A 23,863-nucleotide genomic window follows, 5' to 3' on the forward strand; every position below is an offset into this window, starting at 1 on the left:
CGTATTGCGATAAAAACCTTAACGAAGTGAAGGAATTTCAACGAGATGATGTAGATTCATTTCGTTGAAGCTCGCCCGCCTGTTTTAATAATCGTGAATTGACGTTTTACCAGACTTACGTGCTCAAGAAAAAGATGTTAAAATTGACAAATATCAATTACGGCTTGAGCAGACCTATGATCCCGGAAAAGCGAATTATACGACGCATTCAGTCAGGCGGATGTGCAATCCATTGCCAGGATTGCAGCATTAGCCAGCTTTGTATCCCTTTTACTCTCAATGAGCACGAGCTGGATCAGCTCGACAACATTATTGAGCGTAAAAAGCCCATCCAGAAAGGTCAGACGCTGTTTAAAGCAGGGGATGAACTGAAATCGCTGTACGCTATTCGTTCCGGTACGATTAAGAGCTACACCATTACCGAACAGGGCGACGAGCAGATCACCGGGTTCCATCTGGCGGGCGATCTGGTCGGCTTCGACGCGATTGGTACCGCTCATCATCCCAGCTTCGCACAGGCGCTGGAAACCTCGATGGTCTGCGAAATCCCGTTTGAGACGCTGGACGATCTCTCCGGCAAAATGCCGAACCTGCGTCAGCAGATGATGCGTCTGATGAGCGGCGAGATCAAAGGCGATCAGGATATGATCCTGCTGCTGTCGAAGAAAAATGCCGAAGAGCGTCTGGCGGCGTTTATCTACAATCTCTCACGTCGTTTTGCCCAGCGTGGCTTCTCACCGCGCGAGTTCCGTCTGACCATGACCCGTGGCGATATTGGTAACTATCTGGGGCTGACGGTAGAAACCATTAGCCGCCTGCTCGGTCGTTTCCAGAAGAGCGGAATGCTGGCGGTGAAAGGTAAATATATCACCATTGAAAACAGCGATATGCTGGCGCAGCTGGCTGGCCATACGCGCAACGTCGCCTGAGTTTTTTCTCCTGCCTTCAGACCTTTTGCCGGACTGTGTAATTTTCGTGATTTATTGATCTGGCAAAAGGTTTTCCCTGTTTCATTCAGTGCTTATAGGTTATCTTTTATTTACAGACTGTGGTGACAGATGTAAGGAGACCCTGTATGGCTAAGTATCAAAACATGTTGGTCGCCATCGATCCTAACCAGGACGATCAACCAGCATTACGGCGTGCTGTGTATTTGCATCAACGGATTGGTGGCCGCATTAAAGCCTTTTTGCCAATCTATGATTTCTCTTACGAAATGACCACCCTTCTGTCCCCCGATGAACGCACCGCTATGCGGCAAGGCGTTATCAGCCAGCGTACCGCGTGGATCCGCGAGCAGGCGAAATTTTACATCGATGCGGGCGTGCCGATTGAGATCAAAGTGGTCTGGCATAATCGTCCCTTCGAGGCCATCATCCAGGAAGTGATTTCCGGCGGTCATGATTTATTGCTGAAAATGACCCACCAGCACGATCGGCTGGAATCAGTCATTTTCACCCCAACGGACTGGCATTTGTTGCGCAAATGCCCTTGCCCGGTATGGATGGTCAAAGATCAGCCCTGGCCGGAAGGTGGCCGCGCCGTGGTGGCGGTCAATCTCGCCAGTGAAGAGCTGTACCACAATTCGCTGAACGAAAAGCTGGTCAAAGAGACGTTGCATTTGGCCGAACAGGTCAACCATACCGAAGTGCATCTTGTCGGCGCTTATCCTGTTACGCCAATCAATATCGCCATCGAACTGCCGGAATTCGATCCCAGCGTGTACAACGACGCTATTCGTGGTCAGCATCTGCTGGCAATGAAAGCGCTGCGGCAGAAATTCGGTATTGATGAAAAATTGACGCATGTAGAGAAAGGGTTACCGGAAGAGGTGATCCCGGATCTGGCCGAGCACTTACAGGCCGGGATTGTAGTGCTGGGTACCATCGGGCGAACCGGGATTTCTGCGGCATTCCTCGGTAATACGGCCGAACAGGTAATCGATCATCTGCGCTGCGACCTGTTGGTCATCAAACCGGATGATTATCAAAGCCCGATCGAACTGGACGACGAAGACGATTAAATAAAAACCCGCCATGAAGTGAACCCCATTTGTTGGAGTATCCAGCTTTCGGGGTTCACTTCAGCAAGGCGGATTTTTTATACTGCCGGTTCACCGCGCTGCTCAGCCGCCGGGTTTTCTACCGCCAGCCCACCTTTTACTACCACGCACGGCAGCGCCAGCGCGATCCCCTCTTCTGCCAGCTTTTCCATAATGCGGATATTAATTTCCTGCTGAATATCCATGTACTTGTTGTAATCCGCCGTGTTGACGATATGCACGACTTCAACATTCAGCCTGTCGGCAGCGAATCCCTGAAAATGTGCGCGGTCAAACTTCGTTTCACCCACGTCGGTAATGATGGCCTGCACCATTTCACTCACTTTCCGCAATTTGTCCGGCGGCGTACTGACGGCCAGACCGAAGGTGAAAACGATACGCCGCGTCTGCATGCGCTTATAGTTATGCAGCGTTTGTTGCAGCAAAATCGCATTGCCGCAGACGATTTGCTCGCCGCTCAGGCTGCGAATACGCGTGGTTTTAAGACCAATATGCTCAATGGTGCCGGCAACATCGTTAAACACCACGAAATCGCCAATTTCGAAGGGCTTATCGAAGCCAATGGAGAGCGAGGCAAAGACATCGCTGAGGATGGTCTGCACAGCCAGTGCAATCGCAATACCGCCCACACCAAGGCTGGCAACCAGCGCGGTGATATTGACGCCCGCGTTTGCCAGAATCGACAACAGCATGATGGTCCATAGCATCATGCGCAGCAACAGACCGGCAATAACCATAGTCACCGGATTTCGGCTTGCACCAGGCGTATACATCAAATGACGCATCCACGACACCACGCCCTGATCGAACCAGATGGCAATCTGAATCGCCAGCACTAAAAACCAGGCGTGTCCGAGGGTATTAAACAGGCGGTCGGGAAGATCGATGAAACGCAGACTGAAAAGTAATGCAGCAATAAAGAGCAGGAATTGACTGGTACGGCTGAGCATATCGACCAGCACATGCTGCATTTTGCCAACGCCACGCTGTTTCTCGCTCCAGTTATGCGCTCCTTTCATCACCATCTTCAGTAAGCGAGTAAACAGCCAGTAGACCACCAGCGTGACCACCACCACTGTCGCCAGACCTGCCCAGAATGCGGGCGACATCAATAAGGATATAAAGTCAAAATGAGGCAAAAACGTCATCCTTCCTCCACATAAAAACATGAAGAAAGAAGTATAGTCGCTCTGCTCATGCTGGTTACGGGCAAAAAAATACCGCTCCAAAGAGCGGTATGTATAAGCGGTATAACTTACAGCGCTTTGAGGATAGCATCGACGCTGGCTTTGGCATCGCCAAACAGCATCTGCGTATTCTCTTTGAAGAACAGCGGGTTCTGTACGCCAGCATAGCCGGTGTTCATCGAACGTTTGAAGACAATCACGTTCTGCGCTTTCCACACTTCCAGCACCGGCATCCCGGCGATGGGGCTCTTCGGATCGTCCTGAGCCGCCGGGTTAACGGTATCGTTCGCGCCGATCACCAGCACCGTATCGGTATCGGCGAAATCATCGTTGATCTCATCCATTTCCAGCACGATGTCGTACGGCACTTTCGCTTCCGCCAGCAGCACGTTCATATGGCCCGGCAGGCGACCGGCGACCGGGTGAATACCAAAGCGCACTTTCACGCCGCGCGCGCGTAGTTTTTCGGTGATTTCCGCCACCGGATACTGCGCCTGCGCCACCGCCATACCATAGCCCGGGGTGATGATTACCGAGTGCGAATTTTTCAGCAGCTCGGCAGTCTCTTCCGCGTTAATTTCGCGGTGCTCGCCCACTTCTTCATCGCCGCCGGATGAAGAACCGTCGGTACCAAAACCACCGGCAATCACGCTGATAAAGGAGCGGTTCATCGCCTTACACATAATGTAAGAGAGGATCGCACCCGACGAACCGACCAGCGCACCGGTCACGATCAGCAGGTCGTTGCTGAGCATAAAGCCCGCCGCCGCTGCTGCCCAACCGGAGTAGGAGTTCAGCATGGAAACCACCACCGGCATATCCGCGCCGCCAATGGACGCCACCAGATGCCAGCCGAACACCAGCGCGATGATAGTCATCAGCAGCAGTGCCAGAACTTGCAGGCCGACGCTGTCGGTACGGACAAACACCAGCAGCAGAACAAAAGAGACAACCAGCGCAGCAAGGTTCATTTTGTGACGATGCGGCAGCATCAGCGGTTTAGAAGAGATCTTACCGCGCAGCTTGCCGAACGCCACGATGGAACCGGTAAAGGTCACCGCACCAATAAAGATACCGAGGAACACTTCGGTCAGGTGAATATTTACCAGCACCGGTTCCAGGCCCGCATCGTGATACAGGTAGCTGTTAAAGCCGACCAGCACCGCCGCCAGACCAACGAAGCTGTGCAGCACTGCGACCAGCTCCGGCATCTCAGTCATTTCTACTTTCTTCGCCAGGCGAATACCGATCGCGCCGCCGATGATCATGGCCACCAGAATCCAGGCAACGTTGCCGGTATCCGGGCCAAAGATGGTGGCGATCAGCGCAATCGCCATCCCGGCGATACCGAAGTTATTGCCCTGCTGGGAGGTTTCGTGCTTAGAAAGCCCCGCCAGGCTGAAAATAAACAGGATCGCGGCAACAATGTATGCAGCAGTAACTAATCCTCCAGACATATGTTACCCCTTAGTTCTTCCGGAACATTTTCAGCATGCGCTGAGTGACGGTGAAACCACCAAAAATATTAATGCTGGCAATCAGTACCGCAATAAAACTTAAGAAGCTGACCCAGCCACCATGGCCGATCTGCAACAGCGCACCGACGACAATAATGCCGGAAATCGCGTTGGTTACCGACATTAGCGGCGTATGCAGCGCGTGCGACACGTTCCACACCACGTAATAACCCACCACGCAAGAAAGCGCGAAGACGGTAAAGTGGCCAAGGAACTCTTTCGGCGCGACATCCGCCAGCCAGCCAAACAGAATGATCGCCAGCGCCATCAGCGCATATTTACGCCACGGCGAGGCCGGTTTGGCCTCTTCTTTCGGCGCTACTGTCGCTTTTGGGGCTGCCTGCGGCTGCGCGGAAACCTGAATCGGCGGGGCCGGCCAGGTGATTTCGCCGTCGCGAACCACGGTCACACCGCGCACCACGACATCATCAAAGTTAACCACTACGTTGCCGTCTTTTTCCACGCACAGCAGTTTCAGCAGGTTAACCAGGTTGGTGCCGTAAAGCTGGGAAGACTGCGTCGGCAAGCGGCCTGGCAGATCGGTATAACCAATCACTTTTACGCCGTTGGCCGTAGTGTTGATTTCATTCGGCACGGTGTATTCGCAGTTACCGCCGTTTTGCGCCGCCAGATCGACGATCACGCTGCCCGGCTTCATGGAATCGACCATGTCACGGGTAATCAGCTTCGGTGCCGGTTTACCAGGGATAAGCGCAGTGGTGACAATGATATCGACATCTTTCGCCTGCGCGGCAAACAGTTCCATCTCCGCCTTGATAAAGGCTTCGGACATCACTTTTGCATAGCCGTCGCCGCTGCCGGCTTCCTCTTCGAAATCGAGTTCGAGGAATTCGGCGCCCATACTTTGCACCTGCTCCTTCACTTCCGGACGGGTGTCGAACGCACGGACAATCGCGCCAAGGCTATTTGCGGCGCCGATGGCGGCCAGACCGGCCACACCCGCGCCGATAACCATCACTTTTGCTGGCGGAACTTTCCCTGCCGCAGTGATCTGCCCGGTAAAGAAGCGGCCAAACTCATGCGCGGCTTCAACAATGGCACGGTAACCCGCGATATTCGCCATTGAGCTGAGCGCATCCAGCGACTGCGCGCGCGAAATACGCGGTACGGAATCCATCGCCATCACTGTCACGTTGCGCGCCGCCAGCTTCTCCATCAGCGCAGGGTTCTGCGCAGGCCAGATAAAGCTGACCAGCGTCGTGCCAGGATTGAGCAGAGCGATCTCTTCATCGTCCGGCGCGTTCACTTTCAGGATCACGTCGGAATGCCAGACGTTGCTGCTATCGACTATCGTTGCCCCTGCCAGAGTAAACGCATCGTCATCAAAACTTGCCAGCTTGCCCGCGCCGCTTTCAACCGCAACGCTGAAACCCAATTTAAGCAATTGCTCGACCGTTTTCGGTGTCGCCGCAACGCGGGTTTCATTGGCCAACCGTTCTTTAGGTACACCAATACGCATAGTTTTCCCTTCCATCGGATTTAGATGATGGTTTGTCAGTCGTCCCGGAGGCGTTTTACCTCTGTTTTCACAAAAGCCCCGGAAAATAAAACAGTAACAAACTTTCTATAACCTACTGAAAATAACGCCTGTGATCCACAGCCGAAAAAGAGAAATTGTGCTTTTATCCGCGAATATGAATGGTAGAGGGATTCTGGCAGGGTTATTTTCCTTAAATTCGCTATAACAGGCCGATATTCCGCTCAAGCGAAGCGGCAAAACACGATTAATCTCCAGCGCAGAGTCGTCATTTAACAATGTATTAACGTTAAAAGTTGTATGCTATATCGCTTTTGCTGGTCAAGCGTCTGTTTTTTCAACATATCACTAAAGGTTATCGTTATTTGCCTCCTCACCGCACACTCAGTGAAAAATGACGCAGACAGTAGCGCTGTTTAAATGCAATAATCACCGACGTTTTCCCAACAACAACACCAGTTTATGGTTTGCGCAAGGCGAAGGACTATTTTTATGAAGCTTAAGTACACCCTCCTGGCGTCAGCTCTTTTATCTGCCACAGTGATGACAGCGAACGCAGCCACGGAGTTAACACCGGAGCAAGCAGCGGCAGTAAAACCCTACGATCGTGTCGTCATTACCGGTCGATTTAATGCCATTGGCGATGCCGTCGATGCGGCATCCAAACGCGCAGATAAAGAAGGCGCCGCAGCATTTTATGTTGTAGATACCTCTGATGCGGGCAACAGCGGCAACCAACGCGTCACCGCCGATCTCTATAAAGCCGACGCACCAAAAGCAGAACGTCCGGCCTTCCGCGTGATCAACGGCGTAACAGAATTACCGAAAGATGTCGCCATCGCGCTTGAGCCGTACGATACCGTCACCGTTCAGGGCTTCTATCGCACGCAACCTGAAGTTAACGACGCCATCACCAAAGCCGCCAGCGAAAAAGGCGCCGCGTCTTTCTATATCGTTCGCCAGGTCGATGCGAACCAGGGCGGCAACCAGATGATTACCGCTTTCATCTATAAAGCCGACGCCAAAAAACGCGTTATTCAGAGCGCCGATGCTATTCCACGTGATTCCGAAGCGGGCCGCGCTGCGCTGGCTAAAGGTGGTGAAGAAGCGAAGAAAGTGGAAATCCCGGGCGTTGCCAGCGATGCAACTCCAGGCGTGGGTATTGGCCGTTTCTTCGAAACGCAATCCACTTCCGGCGGGCGTTACAGTGTCACACTGCCTGACGGCACCAAAGTCGAAGAGCTGAACAAGATCACGGCTGCGCAGATGGTACCGTTCGACAGCATCAAGTTTACCGGCAACTACGGCAACATGACGGAAATCTCCTATCAGGTTGCTAAACGCGCCGCACAGAAAGGCGCGAAGTATTACCACATCACGCGCCAGTGGTCAGAAAGCGGCAACAACATGACCATCAGCGCCGATCTCTACAAGTAAGCGCATTCCTGAATCAGGCGGCTACGGCCGCCTTTTTTTCGCTTTTTTCCCGCTTTTTCGCAAAATTGTCACCGACAGCATTGCATGCCCTCACGACACTCCGTAAAATCCCGCGCCTCAGTGATATCCACCATATTTATGCGCCACGGCAAAATAATTATTCTGGATTAGCCGTATTTGTTGACAGGATAACAATGGAAAAAAAACTAGGCCTTAGCGCTTTAACTGCGCTGGTTTTGAGCTCCATGCTCGGCGCTGGCGTATTTAGCCTGCCGCAGAATATGGCGGAAGTCGCCAGTCCGGCGGCATTGATCATCGGCTGGGTGATCACCGGCGCGGGAATACTGCTGCTCGCTTTTGCGATGCTGATTTTGACCCGAATCCGCCCGGATCTGGATGGCGGTATTTTTACCTATGCCCGCGAAGGGTTCGGCGAGCTGATCGGCTTCTGCTCGGCCTGGGGATACTGGCTGTGTGCGGTTATTGCTAACGTCTCTTATCTGGTGATTGTCTTTTCCGCGCTGAGTTTCTTTACCGATACTCCCGCGTTGCGTCTGTTTGGCGATGGCAATACCTGGCAATCGATCGTCGGCGCGTCTGCGTTGCTGTGGATTGTTCACGCGCTGGTCCTGCGTGGCGTGCAGACGGCGGCAAGCATTAATCTCGCTGCCACGCTGGCGAAACTGGTGCCGCTTGGATTGTTTGTCGTACTGGCGGCGCTGGCGTTTAACCTCGACAAGTTCCGTCTGGACTTCAGCGGCATCGCACTCGGCGTTCCCGTCTGGGAACAGGTGAAAAACACCATGCTGATCACGCTGTGGGTGTTTATCGGTGTGGAAGGCGCCGTGGTCGTGTCAGCCAGAGCGCGGAATAAACAGGATGTCGGTCGCGCCACCCTTCTGGCGGTGCTGGCGGCGCTTACGGTCTACCTGCTGGTCACCCTGCTTTCGCTCGGTGTGGTTCCACGTCCCGAACTGGCCGAAATGCGCAACCCGTCAATGGCCGGGTTAATGGTCAGGCTGCTCGGTAGCTGGGGTGAAGTGGTGATTGCCGCCGGATTGATTATCTCCGTGTGCGGCGCTTATCTGAGCTGGACCATTATGGCCGCCGAAGTTCCGCTGCTGGCGGCGACACATAAAGCCTTTCCACGCATTTTTGCGCACCAGAATAAAAACAGCGCGCCAGCCGCCTCGCTGTGGCTGACCAACAGTAGCGTGCAGGTCTGTCTGGTGCTGATCTGGCTTACCGGCTCGGATTACAACACACTGCTGACCATTGCTTCAGAGATGATTCTGGTGCCCTACTTCCTCGTCGGCGCGTTCCTGCTGAAAATGGCCCGTCGCCCGCTGCATCAGGCTGTCGCCATTGGCGCCTGTCTGTACGGACTGTGGTTACTGTACGCCTCCGGGCCAATGCACCTGCTGCTCTCCGTGGTGCTTTACGCGCCAGGCCTGCTGGTCTTTATGTATGCCCGCCGCACGCACGAAATGACCGACGCGCTGAAACAGCGGGAAAAAGCACTGATCGGCCTGCTACTGATTGCTGCTGTTCCGGCAACCTGGATGCTGGTGCGTTAATGGGTGCGGCTCCAGACAAAAATTAGCAGCCAGGCGCTGAGGCACCAGCACACTACTGCGCAGCCCAGCGCCGGCCAGACGCGCATCATACCGGTGAAATACCACAGTGACAGCAGATAGACGAAATAGGGAATGATCGCCCACATACCGAACACGATGGTAGTGCGCAACGCTTCCACACCGCGCTCGGTCGCGACGATATAGTGGGCGATCAGCGCAAAAGTCGGGAACAGTGGGATCAGCCCGGCAATATAGTAATTTTTTGTTTTTGCTAATACGCCGATCAACAGCACCACCAGCGCGCCCAGCGCGGCTTTAAAAAACAACCCCATAATTTTCCCTTTAATACTTTAACAACAACGACCTACAGCATAACTGAGCGCATATCGTTTAGAAAAGAGTAATGGCAGCTTACCGCAAGGCGGTGTATGTTTACGTTTTTATCGATAACACTGGCATATGAATAAGATCGTTTTTGTGGAAGACGACCCGGAAGTCGGCGCACTGATTGCGGCTTATCTGGGCAAACACGATATGGATGTCATTGTCGAACCCCGCGGCGATCGCGCCGAAGAGGTGATCGCCCATGAAAAACCGGAGCTGGTGCTGCTGGATATTATGCTGCCGGGTAAAGACGGTATGACGCTGTGCCGCGACCTGCGAAGCCAGTGGAATGTCCCGATTGTGCTGCTCACCTCGCTCGACAGTGATATGAACCATATTCTGTCGCTGGAGATGGGCGCAAACGACTACATCCTCAAAACCACGCCACCTGCGGTGCTGCTGGCCCGGCTGCGGTTGCATTTGCGACAGCGTACTGGCGTCGCGGCGGAACCTGCATCCCCGTCGCTGAAACAGCATAAAGCCATCAGTTTCGGCACATTGTCGATCGATCCGGTTAACCGCCAGGTACTGCTGGCAGGCGAGCAGGTTTCGCTTTCGACGGCGGATTTTGAGCTGCTGTGGGAACTGGCAACCCACGCCGGACAGATCATGGACCGGGACGCGCTGTTGAAAAACCTGCGCGGTGTCAGTTATGACGGTATGGATCGCAGCGTCGATGTCGCGATCTCCCGACTGCGGAAAAAGCTGCTCGACAGCGCCACCGAACCTTATCGCATCAAAACCGTCCGTAACAAAGGCTACCTGTTCGCGCCGCACGCGTGGGACAACTGAAGCTCTTAACCAGGTGTCACGATGAAAAAACTGTTCGTCCAGTTTTACCTTTTGCTGTTCGTCTGTTTTCTGGTCATGACGATGCTGGTGGGTCTGGTTTATAAATTTACCGCCGAGCGCGCGGGACGTCAGTCGCTGGACGACCTGATGAAAAGCTCCCTCTACTTAATGCGCAGCGAACTGCGAGAGATCCCGCCGCATCAATGGGCCAAAACGCTGAAAGAGCTGGATCTGAATTTGTCGTTCAATCTGCGCATTGAACCGATGAATAAATTCACGCTTGAGGAACACGCAGCCCAACGGCTGCGCGAAGGCGATATTGTGGCGCTGGATTCTGAATACACCTTTATTCAGCGCATTCCACGCAGCCATTACGTGCTGGCTGTCGGCCCGGTGCCCTATCTCTTTTTCCTGCATGAGATGCGTCTGCTGGATATGTCGTTGATGGCGCTGATTGCCATCTCACTCGCTTTTCCGGTGTTTATCTGGATGCGCCCGCACTGGCAGGAGATGCTGCGGCTGGAATCTGCCGCGCAACGTTTTGGTGAAGGCCATCTTGAAGAACGTATTCATTTCGACAGTAACTCCAGCTTTGAGCGGCTCGGCATCGCCTTTAACCAGATGGCCGATAACATCAATGCGCTGATCGCCAGTAAAAAACAGTTGATTGACGGTATCGCCCACGAGCTGCGCACGCCGCTGGTCAGGCTGCGTTACCGGCTGGAGATGAGCGATAACCTGAGCGAAACCGAACGCGCGGCGCTGAACCGTGATATCGGGCAACTGGAAGCATTAATTGAAGAACTGCTGACCTATGCCCGGCTCGATCGCCCGCAAACTGAGCTAAAACTCACTACCCCGGATCTGCCCGCCTGGTTTCACAGCTATATGGATGATGCCCGCAGCATGAACCCGCAACACACCTTGTTGCTGACCGCCACACCGGGCGAAGAGTATGGTGCGCTCGATATGCGCCTGATGGAGCGCGTGCTGGATAACCTGGTAAACAATGCATTGCGTTACAGCCAGCAAACCGTGAGGGTCACCTTACAGCGCCAGGGCTCGCAGGCCAGCATGACCGTGGAAGATGATGGTCCAGGCATTGCGCCCGAAGAGCGCCAGCGTGTGTTCGAGCCTTTTGTCCGCCTCGATCCCAGCCGCGATCGCGCAACCGGCGGTTGCGGCCTGGGGCTGGCCATTGTGCATTCAATAGCCCAGGCGTTCGGCGGCGAAGTCAGCTGCTCACAAAGCGAGTTGGGTGGCGCGCAATTTACTTTTAGCTGGCCCATCTACCACCACATTTCACTGCCCTCCTGAACCATAGCGGCACAGTGGCCGGATGCGTGCACCTGTGCTATAAATTAAAAAGTATGTTGTAACTAATGGAGAAACCAGGATGGCAGCGCTGGATCTTATCGAACGTCTTAACACCACTTTTCGGCAGCTTGAACATGAACTCGGCGCATTGAAAGCGGCGCTGGCGGAGTGCCGTCTGATGGCCGGGCGCGTCTTTACCTTGCCGGAAATTGCCAAAGGTGCGGAGCACGATCCCCTGCCTGCTATTCACGTCAAACAACATATTGGCCGCCGCGCGGCAGAGCTGGCGCTCAACCATTACACGCATCTGTTCATTCAGCAGCAGTCGGAAAACCGCAGCAGCAAAGCAGCGGTGCGGCTGCCGGGCGTACTGTGTTATCAAACCAATGAGGCGACTCGCCAGGCGCTGGAACAGCGCATTAGCGCGATCAATTCGCTGAAACTGAACTTTGAACGGATTGTTACCGTGGAATCCGGGCTGGTGCCCGCCGCCCGTTTTGAGTGGGTACATCGTCATTTACCAGGTCTGATCACCCTCAATGCCTACCGCACGCTGACGTTGATTCATTCTCCCGCCACCATTCGTTTCGGCTGGGCCAATAAACACATCATCAAAAACCTCACGCGCGATGAGGTGCTGGCACAACTGGAGAAAAGCCTGAAATCACCGCGCGCTGTTTCCGCCTTCACGCGGGAGCAGTGGCTGGCGAAAGTCGAACAGGAGTACAACGATGTTGCCGCACTACCCAAACAGGCGCGGCTGAAAATTAAACGTCCGGTGAAGGTACAGCCGATTGCGCGCATCTGGTATTCCGGTTCACAAAAGCAGGTGCAGTACGCCTGCCCGACACCAATGATTGTGCTGATCTCAGAGGAAAATGGCGGGATGGTGCCGGATATTGGCGAACTGCTGGATTACAACGCCGACAATATACAGCACCGTTTCAAACCGCAGCCGCAGCCGCTAACGCTGTTGATCCCGCGGCTGCACCTCTATCTGGCGGGTTAGGCCTGTTTCATGCTGCCGACCATCGACTCCGGGCGTACCCAACTGTCAAACTCGGCCTCGGTCAGATAGCCGAGCGCCAGCGCCGAGGCTTTCAGCGTCAGCCCCTCTTTATGGGCTTTTTTGGCAATTTCCGCCGCTTTGTCGTACCCGATATGCGTATTCAGCGCCGTCACCAGCATTAACGACTCATTGAGCAACTGGTCGATACGCACACGATTGGGCTCAATGCCCACCGCGCAATGCTCGTTGAAACTCTCCATTCCGTCCGTCAGTAAACGCACCGATTGCAGGAAATTATGGATAACCAGCGGGCGGAACACATTCAGCTCGAAGTTGCCGGATGCGCCGCCAATATTGACCGCCACATCGTTGCCCAGCACCTGGCTGCACAACATGGTCATCGCTTCGCACTGCGTCGGGTTAACTTTGCCTGGCATGATCGAGCTACCCGGCTCGTTTTCCGGAATGGCGATTTCGCCGATACCGCAGCGCGGGCCGGAAGCCAGCCAGCGCACATCATTGGCGATTTTCATCAGCGATGCCGCCAGCCCTTTTAACGCGCCGTGAGCCTGCACCAGCGCATCACAGGTGGCCAGCGCCTCGAATTTATTGGGCGCAGTGACAAACGGTTGTTGCGTGAAACTCGCCAGCTCTTTCGCCACACGCTCTGCATATTCCGGGTGCGTATTCAGCCCCGTGCCTACGGCAGTGCCGCCCAGCGCCAGCTCGCTTAAGTGCGGCAAACTTAATTCGATATGCTTCAGGTTGTGTTCCAGCATCGCGACCCAACCGGAGATCTCCTGGCCAAGCGTCAGCGGCGTTGCATCCTGTAAGTGGGTTCGGCCGATTTTCACAATGTCAGCGAAAGCGCGGGACTTCTCCGCAAGCGTGTTTTTCAGCACCAGCAATTGCGGCAGCAGATGTTCGCGCACGCCAATCACCGCCGCAACATGCATCGCGGTAGGAAAAACGTCGTTGGAGCTCTGGCTTTTGTTTACGTCGTCGTTGGGATGAATTTTGCGATCCATACCGCGCACGCCGCCGAGGATCTCGCTGCCACGATTCGCCAGCACCTCGTTCATGTTCATGTTGCTCTGCGTGCCGGAGCCGGTCTGCCAGATGGCGAGCGGAAACTCATCGGGATGTTTCCCCGCCAGCACTTCATCTGCCGCCGCGATAATCGCGCGGGCCTTCTCTTCAGGCAACAGCCCCAGATCCTGGTTCACCTTCGCCGCTGCACGCTTGGTCAGCGCCAGCGCGTGGATCAGCGAGACCGGCATCTTCTCGGTGGAAATACGGAAATGCTCCAGCGACCGCTGGGTTTGCGCGCCCCACAGTTTATCGGCCGGAACATCGATGGCGCCCATCGAATCTTTCTCACTGCGATGCGTTGTCATTACTTTCTCCTTGGCTACAAAGTGGTGTTGAGTGCTGACATTGCTCACCTGCAAACAAGTAAAAGTATTGATGCTATTTATGATGTTGTTTACTGCTTTGTGCTGAAACAGGTCTGTCGGAGAGCGGCAGCCCCGAAAAAAACCGCCCCCAGGGGCGGTCTGAATCATTTCACACAGCGGGCGCACTGGCCGGACTGGATCTGCTGGAAGAAGTCATTGCCTTTGTCATCAACAAGGATAAAGGCCGGGAAATCTTCCACTTCAATCTTCCAGATGGCTTCCATTCCCAGTTCCGGATAAGCCACGCACTCCAGATGCTTGATGCTGTTCTGCGCGAGGATAGCCGCCGGGCCGCCAATGCTGCCAAGGTAAAAACCGCCATGTTTATGGCAGGCATCCGTCACCTGCTGGCTACGGTTGCCTTTCGCCAGCATGATCATGCTGCCGCCCTGCGACTGCAACTGATCGACGTAGGAATCCATCCGCCCTGCGGTGGTTGGGCCGAGGGAACCAGAAGCATAACCTTCCGGCGTTTTCGCCGGGCCAGCGTAATAAATCGGGTGATTTTTCACGTACTCCGGCAGATGCTCGCCGCTGTCCATCAGCTCTTTCAGTTTCGCATGCGCAATATCGCGAGCGACAATGATCGTACCGCTGAGCGACAGACGCGTGGAGACCGGGTACTGCGACAACTGCGCCAGGATCTCTTTCATCGGACGGTTGAGATCCACTTTCACCGCCTCGCCTTCACCCGCCTGGCGCAGCGCTTCGGGAATGTATTTACCGGGATTCTGCTCCAGCCGCTCCAGCCAGATCCCTTCACGGTTGATCTTGCCTTTGATGTTACGATCGGCCGAACAGGAAACGCCCATCCCCACCGGACAGGATGCGCCGTGGCGCGGCAGACGGATCACGCGAATATCATGGGCAAAGTACTTGCCGCCAAACTGCGCGCCCAGACCGAGATTCTGCGCTTCCACCAGCAGTTCCTGCTCAAGTTGCACATCGCGGAATGCCTGGCCGTGCTCATTACCTTCCGTCGGCAACGCGTCGTAATATTTGGTTGATGCCAGTTTGACCGTTTTCAGCGTCGCTTCCGCCGATGTACCGCCAATCACGAACGCAATGTGATAAGGCGGACACGCGGCCGTACCCAGGGTGCGCATCTTCTCAACAAGGTAATTTTTCAGCTTCGCCGGGGTGATCAGCGCTTTGGTTTCCTGGTAGAGATAAGTTTTGTTGGCCGAACCGCCGCCCTTGGCAATACACAGGAACTTATATTCATCGCCGTCCACGCTGTAGAGATCGATCTGCGCTGGCAGGTTAGTGCCGGTGTTGACCTCTTTGTACATATCCAGCGGCGCATTCTGCGAGTAGCGCAGGTTATCGTTGATAAAGGTGTTATAGACGCCACGGGCCAGCGCGGCTTCATCGCCGCCGCCGGTCCATACGTTCTGCCCTTTTTTACCCATGATGATCGCCGTGCCGGTATCCTGGCAGGTTGGCAGAACGCCGCGAGAGGCGATCTCGGAGTTGCGCAGGAATTGCAGCGCGACATATTTATCGTTTTCGCTGGCTTCGGGATCGTCGAGGATATCGGCAACCTGCTGCTGGTGCGCCGGGCGCAGTAAAAATGCAGCATCGTGGAAGGCATGTTGCGCCAGTAGCGTCAGTGCCTGCGGGTCAACTTTGAGGATTTGCTGGCCGTCAAACTCGGCAACAGAAACATAGTCACGGCTTAGCAGATAGTATTCGGTCTCGTCCTTTCCGAGCGGGAAAGGATCCTGATAGTAAAAGGGTTTATTCGACATTGTTCTCTCACTTACGGCACGATCTGGTTATTGTTCAGGCAGCCATTCCCTCTGCCTGTGTTAAAGCGAGTTACCATATCCTACACAATTTTTTAACAAAAACTGAGACTAATACGACTTTTTATCCCCGCAGGTTACTTCTGCCGGGTTTGTTGCTTTAATGACGCCAGTATTTCATTACTTAGAAAGGGCTTGATAATGCAAAAACTCATCAACTCAGTGCAGAACTACGCCTGGGGAAGTAAAACTGCGTTAACGGATCTCTACGGCGTGGCGAATCCGCAAAACCTGCCGATGGCAGAGTTGTGGATGGGAGCGCACCCGAAGAGCAGCTCAAAAGTTCAGGACGCCAGCGGTCAGACCCGCGCGTTGCGTGACGTGATCGAGCAGGACAAAACCCGCCTGCTCGGCCAGGCAGTGGCAGAGCGTTTCGGCGAACTGCCGTTTTTATTTAAAGTGCTGTGCGCCGACCAGCCGCTGTCGATTCAGGTTCATCCCAACAAGAAAAACTCAGAAATCGGCTTTGCCAAAGAGAACGCCGCAGGCATTCCGCTGGACGCGGCGGAACGTAACTACAAAGATCCAAACCATAAGCCGGAACTGGTGTTCGCCCTGACGCCGTTCCTGGCCATGAATGCCTTTCGCGAGTTCTCCGACATAGTCTCTCTGCTGCAACCGGTCGCGGGCGCGCATCCGGCTATCGCCCACTTCTTGCAGGCGCCGGGCGCTGAGAGATTGAGCGAGCTGTTTGCCGCGCTGCTCAACATGCAGGGTGACGAAAAATCCCGCGCGCTGGCGGTGCTGAAATCCGTGCTGGAAGAAAAACAGGGTGAGCCGTGGCAGACGATCCGCACGATTGCTGAATTCTACCCCGATGACAGCGGCCTCTTCTCTCCACTGCTGCTCAACGTAGTGAAACTGAATCCAGGCGAAGCGATGTTTCTGTTCGCCGAAACGCCGCATGCCTATCTGCAAGGCGTGGCGCTGGAAGTGATGGCGAACTCTGATAACGTTCTGCGCGCCGGATTAACGCCGAAATACATCGATATTCCGGAACTGGTGGCGAACGTCAAATTCACACCGAAACCAGCCGCAACGCTGCTCACCGAACCGGTGCGCCAGGGCGCGGAGCTGGATTTCCCAATCCCGGTTGATGATTTTGCGTTCTCGCTTCACGATCTCTCCGCCGCTGAAACCACGCTGGCGCAGCAGAGTGCGGCGATTGTCTTTTGCGTCGAAGGCGAAGCGGTGCTCAGCAAAGGCAGTGACCGTCTGGTACTGAAACCTGGCGAGTCGGCATTCATTGCTGCTGATGAGTCGCCAGTGGCCGTCCGCGGCACCGGGAGAGTGGCGCGCGTGTTCAATAAAAACAACTAAGTTACTGAACTTTTTAATAAGGGTTGCTAAGCTTGCTGTAACCTATTTCGACAGTCCAGGCGGCCACCACCGCCTGGTTTCATTTTTTATGGATAAACACTATGAAAAAAACGTTGCTTGCCGCAGGGATCATTGTTGCACTGGGTGTCGTCTGGACCGGCGGTGCCTGGTACACGGGAAAACAGCTTGAAAGCCGTCTGGCGGAGATAGTGAACGACGCCAATGCGCAGATTAAGCACAACGCGCCGGAGGCCAACGTGGAGCTTTCCGCGCAGGATTATCAGCGCGGCCTCTTCTCCAGCCATTTTACGCTGCATATCAAGCCAGTTGATGGCGCCACCAATACCTGGCTGAAACCGGGCCAGAACATTGTTCTGCAAGAAACCGTCGATCATGGCCCCTTCCCGCTGGCGCAGCTTAAGTCGTTCAGCCTGGCCCCGGCAATGGCCTCTGTGCATACGCAACTGGTTAATAACGATGTCACCAAAGCACTGTTCGACATCGCCAAAGGGGAATCGCCGTTCTATGCCGAAACCCGCATTGGCTACAGCGGCGATACGCGCAGCGATATCACCCTGCTCCCGCTCAGCTCTGAAAAAGAGGGCGAGAAAGTCGCCTTCAGCGGTGGCCAGTTCCGTTTCAGCGCGGACAAAGATGGCAACGTGCTCACCCTGAGCGGAGAGGCGCAGAGCGGGCTGGTTGATGCTGTGAATGAGTACGGACAGCGCGTGCAACTGTCGTTTAACCAACTGAAAACCGATGGCAAAAGCGAAATCGCAGCTTTTGATGAGCGCACCGGTAGCCAGAAACTCTCACTCGATAAACTCTCTATTTCGGTGGAAAACAAAGAGCTGGCCGTGCTGGAAGGCATGAACTTAACGGCTAAATCCGACGTGGCGGATGACAAGAAAAACATCAACAGCCAGCTCGATTACACCCTTAATAGCCTGAAAGTTCAGGGCCAGGATCTGGGCAGCGGCAACCTGACGCTAAAAGTGGGCCAGATCGACGGCCAGGCGTGGCATCAGTTCAGCGAGCAGTACAATGCGCAGACGCGCGCGCTGATGGCGCAGCCGGAAGTGGTGCAGAACCCGGAACTCTACCAGCAAAAAGCGACGGAAGCCTTCCTCAATGCTGTACCGCTGCTGCTGAAAGGTGAACCGGTGATTACCGTTGCGCCGTTAAGCTGGAAAAATGCCAAAGGCGAAGCCACCTTCAATCTGTCACTGTTCCTGAAAGATCCTTCCACCGCCACCGGCGCGCCGCAAACGCTGGCCGACGAAGTGGATCGCACGGTGAAATCGCTGGATGGCAAGCTGCTGATCCCGGTGGAGATGGCCACCGAACTGATGACCCAGGTCGCGAAACTGGAAGGTTATCAGCAGGACGAAGCAGCAAAACTGGCTAACCAGCAAGTTAAAGGGCTGGCGGCGATGGGCCAGATGTTCCGTATCACCACGCTTGAGAACAACAATATTCTCACCAGCCTGCAATACGCGAACGGTCAGGTGACGCTGAATGGCGAAAAAATGCCGCTCGAAGAGTTTGTCGGTATGTTTGGTCTGCCGTCGCTTCAGCCCGCACAGCCGGACAACGCCGTGCCTCCGGTGCCGGAAGTACCGGCAGCGCCGCAGCAGTAATCTCTAACCCCTCTGCGGAGGGGTTAATTTTTTGCCAGACAGCAACGCACCTCTCAGCATCAGCGTGTACAACTCATACAACTCGGTGATATATATACGCAATATATTTCAGTTCCCTCCCATACCGCTGATTTTGTGAGGCTGAATGCGTAAAATGGCGTATGAAGATCTTGTCGATACGGTGCTGAAAGACGCCGTTATGGCATTGCTGGCGTCAGAGAGTAAGATCTCTTTCGCCACGCTTGTGCAGCAACTCCAGCAGCATCTGCAGGAGGCGTGCGATGATGAACGACACCACGCGCTTCAGGCGGCTATCCGTGCCGTCTACCTCTACCAGAGCAGCAATACGCGCCATACCAATCCGTTTCCGTTAACCGGGCTTTCAGCGCGGAATAATCTGCCCAGACATTAACCCTGCGGGCAAAAAAACGCCTTCGCGACAGGCGAAGGCGAATCGAGGACACATTTTTTTGATTACAGATCGTCGGGCGTTTTCTGCACGACCAGCTCTAATGCATTGCGATAGATATCCTGTCTGACCACATCATCTTCTGTTTCCAGCAGCCCGATCAGCGCCAGAATCAGATGCTTATTACTGACCTCTACATTCTTTAACTGCAGGTTATGCATGATCTCGTGGATTATTTCCTTTTCCGCTTCATAAGTGCGCGCATCTGTTCCGAAATACGCATTAAGTTGCTCTTCTGTGGTTGTCGTCTGCATAGTAATCCTGAATAAAAAAGAGAGCCCGGCCTCCACGGTATGGCGGGAGGGTTTTGATTCGACAATAAAAAATAGTCACGCTTTTTCACCTGTGCAACTTAATTACATAACAATTTTTTATCTATTTCCCCTGGCGACATTTTTTACCGGCATAAACTCCACACGCCAGAATTTGAAAACCGTTGCGCTTAGAGCTTCTGCGCCACGGCGTCTATAAATGAATGAGTTTTTTTGACCAGCAGGAGGAAAGAATGCCAGTAGTGGTGATTACCGGAGGGACAGCAGGTGTGGGGCGCGCAACGCAATAAACTGGGTAAAAAAGCCCGTCCGGTGGCACCTGTTTTCCAGCCGGAGACGGCCGCACGCGACATCTATCGGGCCAGCCAGCGGCGCGTGCACGAAGTCTGGCTGGGCAGTTCCAGTATTCAGTCCATTGCCGGGAACATGCTTTTCCCCGCCCTTTTTGATCGTCTTCTGGCGAAAAAGGCCTGGGGCGGCCAAACGGAAGAACAACCGCTATCGGCAACCGCCGATTACCTGGATGCGCCGGTTGATGACCTGCATCATGCGCTCGGCCGCTTTAGCGATGAGGCCAAAACACATACGCTGAGCGAAAGCGCCGATCTGCCCGGCAAAGTGGTTGTTACCCTGCCCGGCCTGCTGGCGTTAGGGCGTTTTATGCGTCGTCGCTGAGGTCCGGATTTTTCACCACGCCGAACCAGCGGTAACCATATCCGGCCAGTTCAATGTCGCGCGGATGGCGCGTGCAGTCCGTCGCTGAATAGGCTCTGTCGGCCAGGCATTCTGTTAGCTCAACATTGCCGAATGCGCGGAGATTTGCCGTCACACTCTGGCGGCAAAAATTCACCAGCATCAGTAAGCTCTCCCCATCTGCCTGATAAAACAGCCCCAGCACAGCGGGATTGCTGGTATCCAGCACCTGATAATTGCCCGAGCCGATCTCCTTTAACCCCAGCCGGGTGCGCGCCATATCGCTGACGCGTCGCAGCAACGAGTTGGCCTGCAACTGCCCGGCACCAACATTGATTTTTTGGTAGCGAAAAGGACCGCTATCGACCGGCGAAACCAATAAACGGTCGGCATCCGCCGTTGAAAAACCGGCAGCATGCGTACCGGACCACTGCATCGGCGTACGGACAGCCTGACGTTCTGGCAAACGCAAATCATCCCCCATGCCGATCTCATCGCCGTAACGCATCACTGGCGTGCCGGGAAGCGAAAAGAGCACCGCGTGCGCCATCGCAATCCACGCGGTATCACCTTGCAGCATCGGCGCCAGCCGCCGCCGGATGCCGCGTTGATAAACTCTCATCTCCTCATCTGGCGCAAACGCCGCCATCACCTCTTTCTTCTCTTCATCACTGAGACCGTCGAGATCCAGTTCGTCATGGTTACGTAGCCAGTTGGCGAAACAGGCGCGTAGCGGCGGTGCAGGGATTTCACGTAACGCATCCGCCAGCGGCGTGGCATTCTGCCGGGCGAGCGCCAGGAAGAAGTGTTTATTAATGTTGAAACTCAGCAACATATGCAGCCGATCATTGTTGCCGAAGTAGTCGGCATACTCATCAACAGCGACATCCACTTCCCCCAGCAGGATGGTTTCAGGCCTGCGCAACATGACAAAATCACGCAGATGGTTCAGAAGCCAGTAACCTTTATCAGCATCGCCACCACCGGCCTGCTTCACCATGTGCGATGCCGCATCAAGGCGGAAACCAGAGACGCCAAGCCGCAGCCAGAAAACGATAATGCGTTCGATCTCTTTAATCACCTGTGGGCACTGAAGATTCAAGTCGGGCTCGTGGCGATAAAACATGTGTCGGTAATACTGCTGCGCGGCCTCATCCCAGCTCCAGACGCTCTCTTCGACGCCGGGAAACATCGGATCATCATCCTCTTCTGGTGGCTCATCAGCCCAAATGTAGTAGTCGCGATAAGGGGAGTGTTTATCCTGCCGGGCCGACTGAAACCAGACATGCTGATCGGAGGTATGCTGCAAGACAAGCTCAATAATGACATGGATCCCCAGCTCTTCCGCCTCTTCCAGCAGTAAGACCATATCGGCGATATCGCCAAAACGCGGGTCAATTTGCAGGTGATCCTGCACATCGTACCCGCCATCAAGAAACGGAGTGAGATAAAAAGGTGTTAACCAGACGCCCGTCGCGCCCAGGCCGCGAATGTAATCCAGGCGGCGGCGAATACCCTGCAAATCACCGCAGCCATCGCCGTTCCCGTCCAGAAAAAAAGGGGTATCAATCTGATAGATGACAGCATTTTTATACCAATCACTTCGCATCCAACGCTCCTCTTGCTGCTGTTCGCTTACAGAGTGAAGGATAGATGTTTTTCTCGCCCGACAGGCCGCAACAGCGCGGTATTCATGGAATCTGAAAAAAACAGGCAATCTGCGTTACGTGCGCCACATCGCACCAAAAATCGGAGAAATCTTTACCCTGTGCGCTTTCGGCTTTGGCCTTTGCGAACTAAGGATTAGTGATGACGGTAAAAACCGCCCAGAAAATAACATTGTGGGAATTTTTTCAGCAATTAGGTAAGACATTTATGTTGCCGGTCGCCCTGCTCTCATTTTGCGGGATCATGCTTGGCATCGGCAGTTCACTGAGCAGCCGCGATGTGATTACGCTCCTGCCATGGCTTGGACACCCGCTGTTGCAGGCAGTGTTTATCTGGATGAGCAAAATCGGCGCATTTGCCTTTACCTTCCTGCCGGTGATGTTCTGTATCGCCATCCCGCTGGGGCTGGCCCGTGAAGATAAAGGCGTTGCGGCGTTCTCCGGGTTTGTCGGTTATGCGGTAATGAATCTGGCGGTCAATTTCTGGCTGACGGCAAAAGGGGTTTTGCCCACCAGCGATGCGGCGCTTCTCAAAGCGCATAACGTGCAGAATGTGCTGGGCATTCCCTCCATTGATACCGGCATCCTCGGCGCAGTGATTGCCGGGGTGATCATCTGGCGGCTGCATGAGCGCTTTCATACGCTGCGCCTGCCGGATGCACTGGCTTTCTTCGGCGGTACGCGTTCGGTACCGATTGTCACCAGCATTGTGATGGGCATGATTGGCCTGGTAATCCCGCTGGTCTGGCCGTGGTTTGCGCTGGGGATTAGCGGGCTTGGGCACATTATCGATCGCGCTGGCGAGTTCGGCCCGATGATTTTCGGCACCGGCGAGCGGCTGTTGCTCCCTTTCGGCCTGCAACACATTCTGGTCGCGCTGATTCGTTTTACCGAAGCGGGTGGCACCATGGATGTGTGCGGTCATACGGTCAGCGGCGCGTTAACCATTTTCCAGGCGCAGCTTGGCTGCCCGGAAACCCACGGTTTTGCCGAGAGCGCTACGCGTTTTCTGTCGCAGGGTAAAATGCCGGCTTTCCTCGGCGGCTTACCGGGCGCAGCGCTGGCAATGTATCACTGTGCCAGACCGGAAAATCGTCATAAAATTAAAGGCTTAATTATCTCCGGCGTGATTGCCTGTGTGGTCGGCGGCACCACCGAACCGCTGGAGTTCCTGTTCCTGTTTGTCGCCCCGGCGCTCTATGTGCTCCATGCCCTGTTAACCGGTCTTGGTTTCACCGTGATGGCGGTGCTCGGCGTAACTATTGGCAACACGGACGGCAATATCATCGACTTTATCGTTTTCGGCATACTGCATGGCATGGCGACCAAATGGTATCTGGTGCCGGTCGTTGCCGCCGTATGGTTTGTGACGTATTACGCGCTGTTCCGTTTTGCTATCACCCGCTTCAACCTGAAAACACCGGGGCGCGAGATCGACACGGCCAGCGAGGCGAACAGCGTAACGACAAGTGCGCAGGGGCAATCGGGCTATAATGTCCCGGCTCTACTGAACGCGCTCGGAGGCGCAGAGAATATCGATTCGCTGGACAACTGCATCACCCGTTTACGTCTGGTGGTGAAGGATATGTCGCGCGTGGACGAGGCCGCCCTGAAAGCGAACCGGGCAATCGGCGTGATTAAAGTTAATCAACATAACCTGCAAGTGGTGATTGGTACGCAGGTTCAGTCAGTGAAAGATGAGATGGTGCAGTTGATGCGCGCACCGCAGGCGGTAGCCCAGACGGAGGCAGGATAAA

The 23,863-nt window shown here is 54.6% G+C and carries 20 protein-coding genes; 12 read left to right on the forward strand and 8 right to left on the reverse strand.

Annotated features, from left to right (window positions below; genetic code table 11):
• Positions 1 to 176: 176 nt before the first annotated feature.
• A complete protein-coding gene (fnr, locus tag Y71_RS14645; RefSeq protein ID WP_007374819.1) occupies positions 177 to 929 on the forward strand; it encodes a fumarate/nitrate reduction transcriptional regulator Fnr in 753 nt (250 codons plus the stop codon).
• Between the two features lie 146 nt (positions 930 to 1,075).
• Positions 1,076 to 2,023 carry a universal stress protein UspE gene (gene uspE / locus Y71_RS14650; protein ID WP_007374818.1) on the forward strand — a complete coding sequence of 316 codons (948 nt, stop codon included), beginning with the start codon at positions 1,076 to 1,078 and terminating at the stop codon, positions 2,021 to 2,023.
• Between the two features lie 77 nt (positions 2,024 to 2,100).
• On the opposite strand, the gene Y71_RS14655 is transcribed toward uspE, so the two are convergent.
• The 3 genes from Y71_RS14655 to pntA all read right to left on the reverse strand — a co-directional run bounded on the left by Y71_RS14655 (position 2,101) and on the right by pntA (position 6,246).
• Positions 2,101 to 3,210, reverse strand: coding sequence for a mechanosensitive ion channel family protein (locus tag Y71_RS14655; protein WP_007374817.1), 1,110 nt, complete (start codon positions 3,208 to 3,210; stop codon positions 2,101 to 2,103).
• Positions 3,211 to 3,317: 107 nt separating this feature from the next.
• Positions 3,318 to 4,706, reverse strand: coding sequence for a Re/Si-specific NAD(P)(+) transhydrogenase subunit beta (gene pntB, locus Y71_RS14660; RefSeq protein WP_007374816.1), 1,389 nt, complete (start codon positions 4,704 to 4,706; stop codon positions 3,318 to 3,320).
• A gap of 10 nt (positions 4,707 to 4,716) precedes the next feature.
• The gene (gene pntA, locus Y71_RS14665; protein WP_007374815.1) at positions 4,717 to 6,246 is read right to left on the reverse strand and encodes a Re/Si-specific NAD(P)(+) transhydrogenase subunit alpha; all 1,530 of its coding nucleotides are present in this window, start codon (positions 6,244 to 6,246) and stop codon (positions 4,717 to 4,719) included.
• A gap of 510 nt (positions 6,247 to 6,756) precedes the next feature.
• Between pntA and ydgH the strand changes: the two genes are divergently transcribed.
• Entirely contained in the window at positions 6,757 to 7,701 is a 945-nt protein-coding gene (gene ydgH / locus Y71_RS14675; protein ID WP_035889269.1) for a DUF1471 family protein YdgH, read from the forward strand.
• 194 nt (positions 7,702 to 7,895) lie between these two features.
• The gene (locus tag Y71_RS14680) at positions 7,896 to 9,278 is read left to right on the forward strand and encodes an amino acid permease (protein ID WP_081120787.1); all 1,383 of its coding nucleotides are present in this window, start codon (positions 7,896 to 7,898) and stop codon (positions 9,276 to 9,278) included.
• On the opposite strand, the gene Y71_RS14685 is transcribed toward Y71_RS14680, so the two are convergent.
• Positions 9,275 to 9,610, reverse strand: a complete 336-nt coding sequence (locus Y71_RS14685) for a GlpM family protein (protein ID WP_007374812.1) — start codon at positions 9,608 to 9,610, stop codon at positions 9,275 to 9,277. The genes Y71_RS14680 and Y71_RS14685 overlap by 4 nt on opposite strands.
• Positions 9,611 to 9,737: 127 nt before the next feature.
• Between Y71_RS14685 and rstA the strand changes: the two genes are divergently transcribed.
• The 3 genes from rstA (at position 9,738) to tus (ending at position 12,780) form a co-directional block, all read left to right on the forward strand.
• Complete coding sequence (gene rstA / locus Y71_RS14690) at positions 9,738 to 10,454, forward strand: two-component system response regulator RstA (RefSeq protein ID WP_007374811.1); 717 nt, start codon at positions 9,738 to 9,740, stop codon at positions 10,452 to 10,454.
• Positions 10,455 to 10,475: 21 nt separating this feature from the next.
• The gene (rstB, locus tag Y71_RS14695) at positions 10,476 to 11,771 is read left to right on the forward strand and encodes a two-component system sensor histidine kinase RstB (protein WP_007374810.1); all 1,296 of its coding nucleotides are present in this window, start codon (positions 10,476 to 10,478) and stop codon (positions 11,769 to 11,771) included.
• Between the two features lie 79 nt (positions 11,772 to 11,850).
• The gene (gene tus, locus Y71_RS14700; RefSeq protein ID WP_007374809.1) at positions 11,851 to 12,780 is read left to right on the forward strand and encodes a DNA replication terminus site-binding protein; all 930 of its coding nucleotides are present in this window, start codon (positions 11,851 to 11,853) and stop codon (positions 12,778 to 12,780) included.
• Here the strand turns inward: tus and fumC are convergent.
• Together fumC and fumA are read right to left on the reverse strand one after the other, a co-directional pair.
• Positions 12,777 to 14,177, reverse strand: coding sequence for a class II fumarate hydratase (gene fumC / locus Y71_RS14705; RefSeq protein WP_007374808.1), 1,401 nt, complete (start codon positions 14,175 to 14,177; stop codon positions 12,777 to 12,779). The two genes, tus and fumC, sit on opposite strands and share 4 nt — an antisense overlap.
• 164 nt (positions 14,178 to 14,341) lie before the next feature.
• Complete coding sequence (fumA, locus tag Y71_RS14710) at positions 14,342 to 15,988, reverse strand: class I fumarate hydratase FumA (RefSeq protein ID WP_007374807.1); 1,647 nt, start codon at positions 15,986 to 15,988, stop codon at positions 14,342 to 14,344.
• A 198-nt stretch (positions 15,989 to 16,186) separates the two neighbouring features.
• Here fumA and manA point away from each other — a divergent pair, with 198 nt between their 5' ends.
• The 3 genes from manA (at position 16,187) to Y71_RS14725 (ending at position 19,417) form a co-directional block, all read left to right on the forward strand.
• Positions 16,187 to 17,365 carry a mannose-6-phosphate isomerase gene (gene manA / locus Y71_RS14715; protein ID WP_007374806.1) on the forward strand — a complete coding sequence of 393 codons (1,179 nt, stop codon included), beginning with the start codon at positions 16,187 to 16,189 and terminating at the stop codon, positions 17,363 to 17,365.
• A 101-nt stretch (positions 17,366 to 17,466) separates the two neighbouring features.
• Positions 17,467 to 19,005 carry a YdgA family protein gene (locus Y71_RS14720; protein ID WP_007374805.1) on the forward strand — a complete coding sequence of 513 codons (1,539 nt, stop codon included), beginning with the start codon at positions 17,467 to 17,469 and terminating at the stop codon, positions 19,003 to 19,005.
• Between the two features lie 154 nt (positions 19,006 to 19,159).
• Positions 19,160 to 19,417 carry a hypothetical protein gene (locus tag Y71_RS14725; protein ID WP_139201259.1) on the forward strand — a complete coding sequence of 86 codons (258 nt, stop codon included), beginning with the start codon at positions 19,160 to 19,162 and terminating at the stop codon, positions 19,415 to 19,417.
• A gap of 62 nt (positions 19,418 to 19,479) precedes the next feature.
• Here the strand turns inward: Y71_RS14725 and Y71_RS14730 are convergent, their stop codons facing one another.
• Positions 19,480 to 19,728, reverse strand: a complete 249-nt coding sequence (locus Y71_RS14730; protein WP_007374803.1) for a biofilm development regulator YmgB/AriR family protein — start codon at positions 19,726 to 19,728, stop codon at positions 19,480 to 19,482.
• 285 nt (positions 19,729 to 20,013) lie between these two features.
• Between Y71_RS14730 and Y71_RS14735 the strand changes: the two genes are divergently transcribed.
• Positions 20,014 to 20,421, forward strand: coding sequence for an SDR family oxidoreductase (locus Y71_RS14735; RefSeq protein WP_007374802.1), 408 nt, complete (start codon positions 20,014 to 20,016; stop codon positions 20,419 to 20,421).
• Here Y71_RS14735 and Y71_RS14740 read toward each other — a convergent pair.
• Positions 20,405 to 22,048 (reverse strand): alpha-amylase family protein, encoded by a 1,644-nt coding sequence (locus tag Y71_RS14740; protein ID WP_007374801.1) that lies wholly within the window; start codon positions 22,046 to 22,048, stop codon positions 20,405 to 20,407. The two genes, Y71_RS14735 and Y71_RS14740, sit on opposite strands and share 17 nt — an antisense overlap.
• Positions 22,049 to 22,248: 200 nt before the next feature.
• Between Y71_RS14740 and malX the strand changes: the two genes are divergently transcribed.
• On the forward strand, positions 22,249 to 23,862 hold the full coding sequence (gene malX / locus Y71_RS14745) for a maltose/glucose-specific PTS transporter subunit IIBC (RefSeq protein ID WP_007374800.1): 1,614 nt from the start codon (positions 22,249 to 22,251) through the stop codon (positions 23,860 to 23,862).
• Position 23,863 lies beyond the last annotated feature (1 nt).

It is taken from the genome of Kosakonia radicincitans DSM 16656 (genome assembly GCF_000280495.2).
Classification (GTDB): Bacteria; Pseudomonadota; Gammaproteobacteria; order Enterobacterales; family Enterobacteriaceae; genus Kosakonia; species Kosakonia radicincitans.

Excerpts from the sequence above, each read along its gene's own strand:
- manA (WP_007374806.1), top strand. The coding sequence starts at position 16,187 with ATGCAAAAACTCATCAACTCAGTGCAGAACTACGCCTGGGGAAGTAAA.
- pntA (WP_007374815.1), bottom strand. The coding sequence starts at position 6,246 with ATGCGTATTGGTGTACCTAAAGAACGGTTGGCCAATGAAACCCGCGTT.
- ydgH (WP_035889269.1), top strand. The coding sequence starts at position 6,757 with ATGAAGCTTAAGTACACCCTCCTGGCGTCAGCTCTTTTATCTGCCACA.
- Y71_RS14720 (WP_007374805.1), top strand. The coding sequence starts at position 17,467 with ATGAAAAAAACGTTGCTTGCCGCAGGGATCATTGTTGCACTGGGTGTC.
- malX (WP_007374800.1), top strand. The coding sequence starts at position 22,249 with ATGACGGTAAAAACCGCCCAGAAAATAACATTGTGGGAATTTTTTCAG.
- tus (WP_007374809.1), top strand. The coding sequence starts at position 11,851 with ATGGCAGCGCTGGATCTTATCGAACGTCTTAACACCACTTTTCGGCAG.
- Y71_RS14740 (WP_007374801.1), bottom strand. The coding sequence starts at position 22,048 with ATGCGAAGTGATTGGTATAAAAATGCTGTCATCTATCAGATTGATACC.
- fumC (WP_007374808.1), bottom strand. The coding sequence starts at position 14,177 with ATGACAACGCATCGCAGTGAGAAAGATTCGATGGGCGCCATCGATGTT.
- Y71_RS14655 (WP_007374817.1), bottom strand. The coding sequence starts at position 3,210 with ATGACGTTTTTGCCTCATTTTGACTTTATATCCTTATTGATGTCGCCC.
- Y71_RS14680 (WP_081120787.1), top strand. The coding sequence starts at position 7,896 with ATGGAAAAAAAACTAGGCCTTAGCGCTTTAACTGCGCTGGTTTTGAGC.
- rstB (WP_007374810.1), top strand. The coding sequence starts at position 10,476 with ATGAAAAAACTGTTCGTCCAGTTTTACCTTTTGCTGTTCGTCTGTTTT.
- uspE (WP_007374818.1), top strand. The coding sequence starts at position 1,076 with ATGGCTAAGTATCAAAACATGTTGGTCGCCATCGATCCTAACCAGGAC.
- Y71_RS14730 (WP_007374803.1), bottom strand. The coding sequence starts at position 19,728 with ATGCAGACGACAACCACAGAAGAGCAACTTAATGCGTATTTCGGAACA.
- rstA (WP_007374811.1), top strand. The coding sequence starts at position 9,738 with ATGAATAAGATCGTTTTTGTGGAAGACGACCCGGAAGTCGGCGCACTG.
- Y71_RS14685 (WP_007374812.1), bottom strand. The coding sequence starts at position 9,610 with ATGGGGTTGTTTTTTAAAGCCGCGCTGGGCGCGCTGGTGGTGCTGTTG.
- Y71_RS14725 (WP_139201259.1), top strand. The coding sequence starts at position 19,160 with ATGGCGTATGAAGATCTTGTCGATACGGTGCTGAAAGACGCCGTTATG.
- pntB (WP_007374816.1), bottom strand. The coding sequence starts at position 4,706 with ATGTCTGGAGGATTAGTTACTGCTGCATACATTGTTGCCGCGATCCTG.
- fnr (WP_007374819.1), top strand. The coding sequence starts at position 177 with ATGATCCCGGAAAAGCGAATTATACGACGCATTCAGTCAGGCGGATGT.
- fumA (WP_007374807.1), bottom strand. The coding sequence starts at position 15,988 with ATGTCGAATAAACCCTTTTACTATCAGGATCCTTTCCCGCTCGGAAAG.